Source organism: Bacillus cereus group sp. MG16 (assembly GCF_040459875.1).
GTDB classification, from domain to species: domain Bacteria; phylum Bacillota; class Bacilli; order Bacillales; family Bacillaceae_G; genus Bacillus_A; species Bacillus_A paranthracis.
This window is the reverse complement of sequence record NZ_JARVHE010000002.1, coordinates 353,217-365,161: the sequence shown is the minus strand read 5'-3', so window position 1 is coordinate 365,161 and position 11,945 is coordinate 353,217. Positions and strand designations below refer to the sequence as shown.

Genomic DNA, 11,945 nt, shown 5'->3' with positions numbered 1-11,945 from the left:
AGCATATTCACAAAGTTAGATCGATACTCACAATACGGAGCTATCCTAACTAAAAAGATTGATAAAAGAGAGGATAGTATAACAAAACGAGCTTCATTCTCTTTAAAAGAAAAAACTATTGAATTCTTACAAAAAATAGGGAAGCTTCCACCAAACGTTTCTAAAAAAAGATATTCACGTGTAATTACACTTCATACTTTATGTGCACGTGAGGTTTTTGTACGTACTCTACTAGCTATTACTAAAAAGACATTTAGTAATGAAATATTAAATGAGTTAGATATCCGTTCTTATTACCTAAAGAACAACATGACAATTCAAGAGACTCAGTTACCATTGATTCCTGATGAACACATTTCATATCATAATAAAAATATTTATATTGAGATGGATATGTGTAAAGAAACTAATGCTACCTTAGTTGGAAAAGTAGGGAAGTACGTAGAGTACGCGCAAAAAACTGATGAGAATGTAACGGTTGTTTTTGTTTTTTATGACAAGTCGATGTTCCTTGCAGAAGATGCAGAACCACCATACGTACGTATGAAAAATCTCTTATTTTCTATGCGAGAATATCATGAACATTTAATGAATCTACCAAACCTAAATATGCACATATGCTCTTTGAAAGAAGCTGGAGATATTATTTCAGATATCATTCTAGGAATAGATGATAATCAAAACTTTGAACAAGACATTCTTTTACCCTTATCTCAACGTACAGTAGGAGATGCCGATTGGCGCTATGCATTTGTTGAAACAGTTCAAACATTTAAAGAGAAAATAGATGGTGGTCTTAGACGAACTTATAAGAGAGATAAAGATGCAATGCAAGATTTCTTCTTTATTTTTGGGAATGAAAATGATTACCGAATGATTGCTAGAGTAGACGATGTTGTGTTTTCAAGAAGAGAAGGTGATGAAGGAGTGCCACTTGTTGTGATTTATCCAAAGCGCAAAAAGGCTAGAGATATACTTTTAATGGACACTTATGACAACGTATTACTGCTATCCCTCCAAAATGAAGACGTTACTATCGAAGCGGATGAACAGATCATGGCACGTACTGCAAATAACGTACATCCGAAAAGACGCAAACTTGTTGAATTATATTAATCGCTAATTTTTTATATACTTTTATACAATTTTATTGATTTTTATTATTTAAGGTGATAGAATTACGTTTGAACTAAACACAAAAACTACAATCAAATCAGAACATATGAAATCAAGGCAAGCGACACACGCTGTTTTTACAGTGGGTGTCGCTTGCCTTTTTTTATATGGAGAAAGGTGGAAAATCAAAATGGATTTACAATATGCAACTACTACTACTGGGGGAGTGCTCTCTGCTAGAGAAGCATTTAAAAACCCGGAACTAGTCCTTAATCATATTACAGAAGAGGGAGCAACGTTTAGTGTATCTCTACAAGATATCCAAATTCCAGGGAAACCAAATTTCTACTGGTACGATGTCATTATTGAAACGGCAACGGATAAAAAAATCGAGGTAAATATCGCGGTACTTTCTCAAGAAGAATACAATCAACTCTGTGAAAGAGAGAGTATTGATTTATATTTAAAACAAACTGAAGATGCAGCAAAATTCTTTCTCGAAAAATCAAAGGAACTATTCCAACCAGAATTCAATAATCGATTCCAGTTTAAACATAAAGCTCAACTATATCTGTAAGAAGTAGGTGAGCCTATATGGAGACATTTAAACAACGATTACCGTTATTTACTACAATCGGCTTAATTAGCGGATTTATTCTTTCATTTGGATTCGGTTTAGTAAACTACATCAAGTTACTCTACTATGCATTTGAACCACCGTCTTATCCTATAGAAATTACATATGTACCGCTTATTTTAATGTTCTTTTCTTTACTGTTAGGAGAATTTAGCTTTAGGTTTTACAGCCGTATTCCAGCTTTACATATAAATAATGGGAAACTAATAATCTTGGTTGCTTCGCACATTGCGGTTGATATTCAATTTTTATGGTTTGCAACTGCTCCGATCCATGCAAAGGTTATTCCTTATCTAGCGGATAAATCAAAACATCTTAATTTTGGTGAGTATGAAGCTTTAGGTCATGTCTTAACAGGTAATTTTCACACACTCACTATGATTTTTGTATTTTTACCAACAGTATTTATGATTTTGTTTACACTTTGGTATAGTGGGCATATTGTTCGTTACCGAGAAGAAATATTAAAGTGGGTACAAAAATACGAATATAAAAATCACAAATTACAAAAATGGTTTAATAGCCAAGAAGAACAAATATATCCTGATGTTGAAATTGGACCGCATATTGAGCATAAAGAGATGGTTCGTATTAAGGGGAAAGATAGAACGTTAAATTGTATTATTATTGGTCCTATTGGTTCTGGTAAAACATCTAGTGTAATTATTCCCATGATTAATCAAGATTTACATTGGATGGCACGTTTTATTAATAAGTTCATAAATGTCTTTAAAAAGAAGGATTATCATACAGAAGAAGTAAAAGGAACATTTTTAAATGGTGTTACTGTTATCGAACCGAGTAATGATTTATGCCAAAAGGTTTTTAAGTTAGTGCAAGCACATAAAATACCTGAAAGTGCAGTTTACTACATTGATCCAACTAATCCTGATACCAAAAATATAAACATTCTACGAGGACCAGTAGATAAAGTAGCAGAAGTTTTCGCAATGGTTATTCAAGGTTTGTCTGAATCTAACAATGCATTCTTTGAACAAGCGCAGCGTAACCACCTTAAACAACATATCTATTTATTAAAGCTTCACAACCCACAAAAAGATGTTACCTTCGACGATTTGATTGAGATGTATGATGATGTAGAACATGTTCACCGTATGCATAAACTATTAAAGGTACAGGTCGAAAAGTTATATGATTTTGTTCAAAGTGGAGCAGCTTCACGTGACCAAAAAAATGAATATAAAATTATAAAAGGTATAGACGAATGGTTTGATAATACCATTCGTGAAAAGCTGGATTTTCAAGGTGAACCAGCCGTTTATAAATCGGGAAAATACCGCGGACAACCGATGCATTATGACAGAGAAGAAGAATATGTAAAAGGTTTACGCAACATCTTAAAAGATTTAGCTTCTAACGTTTTAATACGACGTGTTTTATTTGGGAGATCTGATTTTGATTTCGATGTCCATTTAGAGCAGGGTGGGATTTTGCTAGTCAATACGGCAAAAGGAGAATTAGCAGACCTTTCAAACGTATTAGGAAAATTTGTATTGTTAAGTATGCAAAATGCAGTATTCCGTAGGGATCCAAACGTCTCACCTTACCATCATATTATTGTCGATGAGTTTCCGGATTACGTTGTGCGGCCGTTTAAAGAATTCCCTGCACAATCTCGTAAATATAAAGTAATTTTAACAATCGCTAGCCAAACACTATCGCAATTAGCTCTCGACTTCACAGAGCAATACATGTTTACTTTACTAGGTTCGTTCCGTAACAAGATGATATTTGGAGATGTAACACCATATGATGCAAAAATTTTCTCTGACATGTTTGGTGAGAAAGAGGAATTTAAAGAGGCAGAATCCGAACAGGGTATTTCTCCTATGCAAGAGAATCCTGTTAGTCGACTAGGATCAACCTATCAAAAGTCCAAAGAAGTTATTATGTCACCAGGAGATATCATGGCACAAGGTGCATTCATCTGTGCTGCTCGTATCGTACAAGATAATCATGTGCAACCTGTACAACAAATTACAAGTAACTTTGTACCAAAAGAAGAATTCACCCAAGCAATCATTCAAGTAGATACAAAAACAGGTGAATATTGGGGAAATGAGCGTCTTCGCCTTATTAATGAATCTATCGAAAAAGCAAATCCTATGAAGCATGTAGATGCAGAAAACATGAAGAAAATACAACCATTACCACCTATCCGAGAAGGTGAGATTGAACAGAACAACTCCATGGAAACAAACGGAGAGCATCAACACATTGTATCATTGGAGGATTATAAGGGACACAAGTCTCAAAATGAAACCGTACCTAATGAACCCGCAGCAATGAGCCAGCAGGGAAATGTTGATGATGAAGTTGATAAAAAGTTGTATGAAGATATTAAGGAATTTATTATCGAATCACAACAAGTCTCACCATCTCTTCTGCAAAGAAAATTCAGGATTGGCTATATGAAGGCTATGCAATGTATTGAGAAGTTAGAACAAAATCAAGTTGTAAGTTCTTACACAGGTGATGGACCTCGTAAAGTATTAATTTCAAATAATAGTAGTATGCCAGAAGCAACAAGTGTTAATACTACTCAATCATCGGATAATACTATTTCACAGGAAGTAGCGATTCGAAGCGAAGACACAGGAACTGTACAAAAGGAGAATAGCGTCTTTAAGGATATTCTATACGACGATGTTTTAAGTTTTGTGAAAGAATCGGGAAGTGCCTCTATACCGGTACTACAAGACACGTTTGAAATTAGTTATACACGTGCATCAAGATTAATAGAAGCCCTGCAAAGAAATGGTGAACTTCCAGTTATAGCAGAAGAAACACATCTAGAAAGTATAAGCACTGAAATAAAAGAACCAGTCGTGATAAAAGATATTGAAGAAACCATAGATATAGAATTACCTCCTATTGACGAATGCTATGAAATAAACATGGAGGTTGCAGAACTAAACAAAGAATTATCTATTACTATGTTAGAGCAAGATTGGAATAAAGATCCCATTATTCATTCCGTGATTCCTGATGAGACCGAAACACTGTTTGAAGAATTCCCATCTGATGGACCTCCCGTTACAATGATAGGAACTGCAGAAACAAATAAAGAATCTACTTCAATTCCTGTTACAATAACAGAGGTAGAAGAAACACATGTAGAAATCAACACGGTTCCAGTTGAAGAAATGCTTAATCATACCGAAGAAAACAAGCTAGATGAAGATGTAGCAAAAGTTTACGAATCTATTAGTATTACGGTACAAGAAAACTTAGAAAAAAATAGAGAAGATTATTCGAAAAATGATGAGAAGCAACCAGAATATAAACCTATGAGTTACAAAGAACGCCAAGAGCACTTAAAATCTCAGCAAAAAAATAAGAATAACTCTTCGCAGTCGCTGGTTAATAAAATTGAGAAACCTAAGCAAAAAACATCGAACGTAATGAGTAAGGAATTGAACAATTTCTTTGATTAATAGTTTGTAAACCTTAAATTAAATCCAGTATTGGTATAGCCAGCATTTCGGAAAAAACCAAACTAAGAAACAAAAAATAAGCTTTCTATATAGACAGCTTATTTAGTCGGGTAAGCGGGGGGCATCGCTGCCCCCAACTCCCCTCAGAACCGTACGTGACAGTTTCCCATCATACGGCTCAAGCCTTCTTTTTATCCGATTTCAGTCCCTTTAGTATAGGCAAGGTAAGTGAACTAATTTTAAGTTTAAATTAGACAATATGAGGTGTTGCGGAACAGGCATGTCTTTTACGACTACCTTTTCCCCGTTTTGTAGTGGAGTTTTGCAGATAGCGCAGCGGTAACCTTGTTTTCTAGCCAGCTTCATTCTATCCATCGTGTTTTCCGTATCAAATACCTTACGGTCTCTTTTTTCCCAGTATTCTTTCAATGTTGGGTCATCAGGACTATTTTTGAATTTCACCATGTTGTGTCTCTCAATCTTAATCCATGACATATGTAAGAGTTGGATATTTGTTTTCGGGCAGGTTGGTGTCCAAGCATTTCCACCATGATGTGGATGCCTGTAATATCTTGCATATATCCATTTCCACGACTTCTTTGGATGGAGCTGTCGAAGATGTTTGCCGATTCTCCAATAGATATAGCTATCCATTGTACCAAAGATTTTCTTAGAAACGACATGTTTCCAGTATTGCCCGTATCCTCTGATAATAGGATTAAGCACTCGGATGATTTCTCCGATGGGTTGACCCCTCATGACACGTAAAGTATCTCCAATTTTCTTCTTCGCTTTCTGTCTACTGCCCTTACTTGGTTTGATGAACAGTTTATTCCCCTGTTCAGTTTGGTACTGCCGAATCAAGAATCCTAGGAACTCAAATCCTTCCTCAATATGTGTAACCTTCGTCTTTTCAGGGCTTAATTCCAATCCCCTGTCCTTTAAGTAGGGACGAAGTCTCATATATACAGAGAGTGCTTGTTCTTTTGTCTCCGTTAAGACCACAAAATCATCTGCGTAACGGATAAGGGTAAATTTGCAAGCAGGATTCATAATATAACTATCATTAGCTTTATAGTTTTTCTTGTAAGTAATTCCCAAGGTTTCTTCCATTCCATGAAGGGCAATGTTAGCGAGAAGTGGCGAGATAATTCCTCCTTGCGGAGTACCTTCTTGCGTTTCCGCGAAAAAGCTTTGCTCCATGTATCCCATCTTGAGCCATCGCTTCAATAGTTTTCTTCCTGGGAAGTAAGAAGTTTGTTTGAGTATCCACTCATGGTTGAGATGATCAAAACAGCCCTGAAAATCTCCTTCAAATATCCATTTCTTCTTTGTGCCCCCGTTGATTCTATTGAAAATGCTTCGTATGGCATCATGGGTACTTCGCTTAGGACGAAACCCGTAAGAAATAGCTTCAAATCTGGCTTCCCACTGTGGTTCAAGGGCATTTCGCACTATATTTTGATATACCCTATCCTTTATAGTTGGGATGCCCAACGGTCGCAATTTTCCGTTTTTCTTCACAATGTATATACGTTTTGCTGGTTTTGGTCGGTGTTGTAGCGTATTTAACTTTTTGAGTTGCTCATAGAGAAGATTTCTTTCTCTGCGACTCAAGGCTGTATGTTCATCAACACCTGCTGTTCGCTTTCCTTTATTCTGCTGTGTTACTCGTCTAATTGATAACAGTAAGTTTGCTTCGCTTCTCATGAGTAAGCGTTGAAGTTTTCTTACCTTTCTTTGTTGCTGTAACTGTTCGGCACGGTAAATTCTTTGTCGTAACTTCGTCACATACATCTGAACTGCTTTCCAGTTTGTATACGAGACGTGCGCCGACGCTCGTTCTGAGGTGTTCATAACTGCACGCTCCTATTCGTCAGAAGATAACTTACAAATGTATTTCCATGTTGAAGACCTATAAGAAGTGGGCTCCCTTTCAGGCTTGTCATGGGTTTGTCCGTAAGGACGACAATATCCGCTCAGTTATACATATTTCTATGCTTTCCTGTTTCCTTTCGGCTAGCGGCTTTTGCTTTCTCTTATATCCTTTACCCTCTGCCACATCGTTTGACTTTACAGTCATCCTACTGCTTGCGCAGATGACATAGGGCTTACCAAGTTTCACATTCCACAGATACGACAGGGTTAGGTGGACTCTTTACTCCGGATAAGTTGCGGGATGCAACGCGGCAGTATTATGAGAATGCCTTTCCTCTTATCAAGACCTGGGTAGAGCTGTACATTATCCCAAGCTAACGATTACGAAGCTTACGAGCCTTCACTCTCGTTCACCGTACCTGTCTTCTCCTAGCGGTATTCCGAGTCATGTACAGACTCTCTGTTTCCACATTTCCTCATGCAACCCACGAGCCCGTTACCAAGTCCGCAGTTTCGGATGGAGATAGACTTTGCATCTAATCTAGTAGCAGAAGCTACCCTGTGGGAATGCGACTTCTTGTCGCACCATAATTCTCGTTATCGGTACTTAAAAAAAGATCTCCAACCGGAGATCTTTTTTACTGATTGTGGGGAAGGACGAACCGGTAAGCGTTTGGATGATACTGATGACCGCCGCCTGCTGGGCACTTGCCCTTGTCTGGATATCCATTATAAAACATTCCATGACACTTGACACAGAATTCCCATTCGGTTTGAGCATACTCCGTGCCAGAGATATTGTGGGGAAGGACGAACCGGTAAGCGTTTGGATGATACTGATGACCGCCGCCTGCTGGACACTTGCCCTTGTCTAGGTATCCGTTAAAGAACATTCCATAACACTTGGTACAGAATTCCCAATCTTTTTGAGCGTTCGGTGTTTCAGGGACATCATGAGGGAGGACAAAGTTGTATCCCGCTGCCTGGTGACCACCACCTGCTACGCAACTTCCTTTGTCAGAATAACCGTCATAGAACATTGATTGGCACTTAACGCAAAACCGCCAGTTTGGTTGCCCGCGACGAAGTGTGTAACGCATTTCAGGTATATCACCACGTCCACATGCACGACCACCATGATACTGAAGTGATTTAGGACCAGTCACTGTCATATTGCAAGTAGCATCACCGACAAACGGGTGATTCCAAAATACTGTCATTTCAATTCCATCACCAGCGTACGTGATATTCCCTTGCGTCCCGGTAAATAAACTGCCACCTGTATTCCGTGAACCAAACACGAGTACAGAATTAGGTGGGATTTCCTCCATTGGAGGTATTGCCCAACCGCCATGTTCATGTTTATCCCTTACCCTTCTCAGTGTACTATCCGTCAGATTGTGGATGGTAAGAACCACGCTTCGAGCTGCATTTATTGTTTTCATTGCGGCAGCGACCTGTTGAACCGCACCAGCAACTTCACCGGTAGTCTTCGCAGCTGCTACAACTGCTGCAATAATTCTATTGTCTTGATAAAATTCTGGATAGGTACGAGTCTCTGTTTGAATCGGATAGGAATAGGGTAGGGGGTGGATTGGATATGGATAAACATAGGGATGGTCAGCTCTTAAATCAGGATAGAAATAAGGATAAGAAGATGAAGGATACCCGTAACAAGGCCCCTGTCTGAAAGTTTTTCGATTCAATGTATGTTCCTCCTTATTTTGAATTCAAATTTCATAATAGTTTATTTAGATTTGCATTTTTCAGTTGATTGTCTAATAAAAATATTCTCACAAGGGATCCGCCTATTCTTTTTCTATAATTCTATGCATATTTTTATACATCCCTATCCTGGCGCGGTTTTAGGGTTAGCCTTTTTTTGATTTAACCTATAGCAAACTTATGATTTTAAAATTATTCTTGCATTTGAGTAGAAATACCATTATATTTGTATTAACAACTATATAAATAAAACATAATTTACGTGAAGGACACACCTTACGTACCATCCCAACGGTACAGGTGTGTCCTTTTTTACGTTCTAGGAGGAAAATATAATGGCAGAAGATAAGACAAACACTCAAACTGTAGAAGAACTTGGAATGGCTTTTGAAACAGAGAGCCCACAAGGTGACACGGTATTAGAAGCAAGCTTTAATCAATTTGAGCGAGTACGTGATCATGAACTAGAAGAATTGGCGCGTATGAAACGTGAGCGTACTGTAGGAAAAGGCTTGATTACAGTCGTATCCGAAAAGCTATTCCCAACAAAAAACGGAAAGTCTGAGCGAATCCAAGTACTTACAATGCAAATTGGTACTCATACAACAGCATATTGCCCTATTACAGAGGCAGGTATAAATGTTCCTAAAAATCCTCAATGGCTAGTGGGTAGAACAAAGCCTGTTATCATTGAACACTTCCAAAAAACAGAGGAAGGAAACTTTGCTGTTGTATCTATCACAGCAGGGGAATTGGCACTTCAAAAAAGATTATATGAAGAAGTAACAGCACAAGAGGGCAACAAGGTATACACAGGAACCGTTTCAGGACATATCCCATCTGCACAAACGGTCTTAGTTGAAGTGCATGGTGTAACAATAGGTGTAAGATACTCACACTGGTCCTATACATTCGTTCGTCCGGAGGATATTGTCATTGGTGATGTTGTTGAACTTATCATCGATAAAGTAGGGGAAAAGAATGGCCGTTATGAATTTAGAGGCAATAAAAAGAAACTAGAAACAGATCCAATTGAAAAATTGTTAGAACTAAAGAAACGCCGTGACCGATTTGTAGGTAAAATTGTAGGGGTAGACGCTATTGCGGGTATTTTCGTAGAGGTTGCACCAGGAATTCAGTTTAAAGGACTTAAGAGCCGTAATCTTGCCAATCCAACTGTAGAAGATGCAAAAAATCAAACGATTGTTACATGTGAGCTGCTTAAAATCGACGCCAAAAATAGAAAAGGTACAGTGCGTATCCTAAATTATCCGCAGGGACAAAGTAAAAAAACGAATTCGTCAATTTTCCAGTTTTAATGGATGACTATGCGTACAATAGAGAAACAATTGCCTATTTATGTCCCTTCTATTCCTCATTTATCAAGTGAGGATGTACAAGGACTTAAAATATATCGAATACATGAACTGGATAAAACCTATGTATTCCATTCTTTTGACGAATTGGTTAAGTTTAAGCAGCGTTTAACAGAAGAACAGTATACCGTACTTGCTTTCATTGGTGTTCATACATCTGTTCGATTTAATCATTTATTATATTTATTTAAGGATAAATATTCACGTAAGAAAATAAATGATGCACTTCAAGGATTACTTTACTACCGTCTAATTGAAAAATGGCAAGTGGAGAGTTTTGATATGGAGATCTTTGAAGAAACATATACGTTATCCGACAATGGTTACAAATTTTTAAAATACTGGCAGGGAAATATGTTCTTCTTTGCTCCAGAACGAATTGATAATCACGGTAAATATGTTCACCTACGTTATTGGCACGATATAGATTTAATCTGCCATCTACGTTATGCTCCATCGTTTTTAGGGCATATCATGCATCCATCTATTAGTAAAGGGGTTTTTACCCCTCCTTTAAGTTTTGCAGTGCAAGGCGGAGTAATTCATAAATTTAATTTCGTTGTATACTCCTCCCTATTAACAGATAAAAAGGATCGTTTAAAACGAATTATTGCTCGATGGAAAGATTTCGTAGAGTCAGGAAAAGATGTTATTATGCAAGATTTAGGAAACAATCCTACAGTCTTAGTTATATATGTTTCTACTGAAAACCAAGCAAAGCAAATTAATAATGAACTATTACTCGACCTGCTTCCTGGTAAAGTATTGTTATGTATAGGAGAAACCTTGCACATACAAGGATTGCAACATGCATTTTATGAGCCCCTTGCAGAAGGGGAGATTAAACAATTAAATACAAAGTTATTCATAACAAACTAAGCCACCCCTGCACTCTTAAGGGGTGGCTAGTTTTCTTATATAAGCTTTAGAATTTCGTAATGTAGGCTAAACCTTTTTAAGTAGTTTTTCCATAAATTCATTATGTAACTGTATACCCTCGTGATATAGACTATTAAACTTATCTAGTGTATCTTCTTCTTCCATAGTAGGATCAAAATAAAGTATATCTGTAGCATCCCTTAATTTCGCCCCAGCTTTTCTAAATATTTTTTCTTCTTCTTCTAATTCTTTAGGCGGAATTGCAGTTAACACTTTATCAAGATGCTCCTGGGCTTGTCTCATAAGAGCTTGTACAGATTTTTTATCTTTCGCAAATGGTTTATCATCTTTAAAGCAAGCAAGAAATGCTTTTAATTCCTTAGAGACAATCGATATATATTCTTCTTTAGTAATACGTCTATAATCTCTATTTTTTTCATGAAGTTGGTTTCGTGCATTTTCACCTAATTTTTCCTCGAAGGAATTTGAGTAGTTAGACATTTCATCTAAATCTTTTTCGCTAGTGTTATCAAACATATTGGTTGATTTACTAGTTAATTCTGGCATTTTATTAATTTCATTAATTAACATTTTAGAGTATTTTTTATAGTCTTCATGTGCTTCTTTAAATTCAGAAGGAGCATTTATTTTTTGAATTTTATTAATGAGGGAAATAGCTTTTTCAGCATGTTCTTTTCTCTCATTAAATGATAGAGATTTGTCACTCGCCTTCTCCATCTCTTCACCAGATTCATGTCCTACCTTTGCTATTGCTTCAATATATTCTTCTTTAGATACTGAACACGCTGCTAATACTACAAAACACATAATAGCAGTAATAATTTTGTATAATTTCATAAATCCTCCTATATTTAC

Annotated in this window: 8 protein-coding genes; 5 read left to right on the top strand and 3 right to left on the bottom strand. The window is 36.9% G+C overall.

What is annotated here, in order from left to right; all coding sequences use genetic code 11:
- The 3 genes from QCI73_RS29510 to QCI73_RS29500 all read left to right on the top strand — a co-directional run.
- A partial coding sequence (locus tag QCI73_RS29510; RefSeq protein ID WP_353824156.1) for a replication-relaxation family protein occupies window positions 1–1,116 on the top strand: 1,116 nt, incomplete at its 5' end.
- Between the two features lie 190 nt (window positions 1,117–1,306).
- Window positions 1,307–1,693, top strand: coding sequence for a hypothetical protein (locus QCI73_RS29505; RefSeq protein WP_000365750.1), 387 nt, complete (start codon window positions 1,307–1,309; stop codon window positions 1,691–1,693).
- 17 nt (window positions 1,694–1,710) lie between these two features.
- Window positions 1,711–5,211 carry a DNA translocase FtsK gene (locus QCI73_RS29500; RefSeq protein ID WP_071741308.1) on the top strand — a complete coding sequence of 1,167 codons (3,501 nt, stop codon included), beginning with the start codon at window positions 1,711–1,713 and terminating at the stop codon, window positions 5,209–5,211.
- Window positions 5,212–5,421: 210 nt separating this feature from the next.
- On the opposite strand, the gene ltrA is transcribed toward QCI73_RS29500, so the two are convergent.
- Both ltrA and QCI73_RS29490 read right to left on the bottom strand, forming a co-directional pair.
- Window positions 5,422–7,068, bottom strand: a complete 1,647-nt coding sequence (gene ltrA, locus QCI73_RS29495) for a group II intron reverse transcriptase/maturase (RefSeq protein ID WP_001097732.1) — start codon at window positions 7,066–7,068, stop codon at window positions 5,422–5,424.
- 659 nt (window positions 7,069–7,727) lie between these two features.
- Window positions 7,728–8,795 carry a hypothetical protein gene (locus tag QCI73_RS29490; RefSeq protein ID WP_078403805.1) on the bottom strand — a complete coding sequence of 356 codons (1,068 nt, stop codon included), beginning with the start codon at window positions 8,793–8,795 and terminating at the stop codon, window positions 7,728–7,730.
- 354 nt (window positions 8,796–9,149) lie between these two features.
- Between QCI73_RS29490 and QCI73_RS29485 the strand changes: the two genes are divergently transcribed.
- Together QCI73_RS29485 and QCI73_RS29480 are read left to right on the top strand one after the other, a co-directional pair.
- On the top strand, window positions 9,150–10,133 hold the full coding sequence (locus tag QCI73_RS29485) for an RNA-binding protein (RefSeq protein WP_270394018.1): 984 nt from the start codon (window positions 9,150–9,152) through the stop codon (window positions 10,131–10,133).
- Window positions 10,134–10,142: 9 nt separating this feature from the next.
- Entirely contained in the window at window positions 10,143–11,069 is a 927-nt protein-coding gene (locus tag QCI73_RS29480) for a hypothetical protein (RefSeq protein WP_071741306.1), read from the top strand.
- Between the two features lie 66 nt (window positions 11,070–11,135).
- Here the strand turns inward: QCI73_RS29480 and QCI73_RS29475 are convergent, their stop codons facing one another.
- Entirely contained in the window at window positions 11,136–11,927 is a 792-nt protein-coding gene (locus QCI73_RS29475) for a hypothetical protein (protein WP_071741305.1), read from the bottom strand.
- Between the last annotated feature and the right edge of the window lie 18 nt (window positions 11,928–11,945).

Bases quoted from the DNA above. Each gene is read 5' to 3' on its own strand.
- QCI73_RS29485 (WP_270394018.1), top strand. From the start codon at position 9,150: ATGGCAGAAGATAAGACAAACACTCAAACTGTAGAAGAACTTGGAATG.
- ltrA (WP_001097732.1), bottom strand. From the start codon at position 7,068: ATGAACACCTCAGAACGAGCGTCGGCGCACGTCTCGTATACAAACTGG.
- QCI73_RS29475 (WP_071741305.1), bottom strand. From the start codon at position 11,927: ATGAAATTATACAAAATTATTACTGCTATTATGTGTTTTGTAGTATTA.
- QCI73_RS29500 (WP_071741308.1), top strand. From the start codon at position 1,711: ATGGAGACATTTAAACAACGATTACCGTTATTTACTACAATCGGCTTA.
- QCI73_RS29505 (WP_000365750.1), top strand. From the start codon at position 1,307: ATGGATTTACAATATGCAACTACTACTACTGGGGGAGTGCTCTCTGCT.
- QCI73_RS29480 (WP_071741306.1), top strand. From the start codon at position 10,143: ATGCGTACAATAGAGAAACAATTGCCTATTTATGTCCCTTCTATTCCT.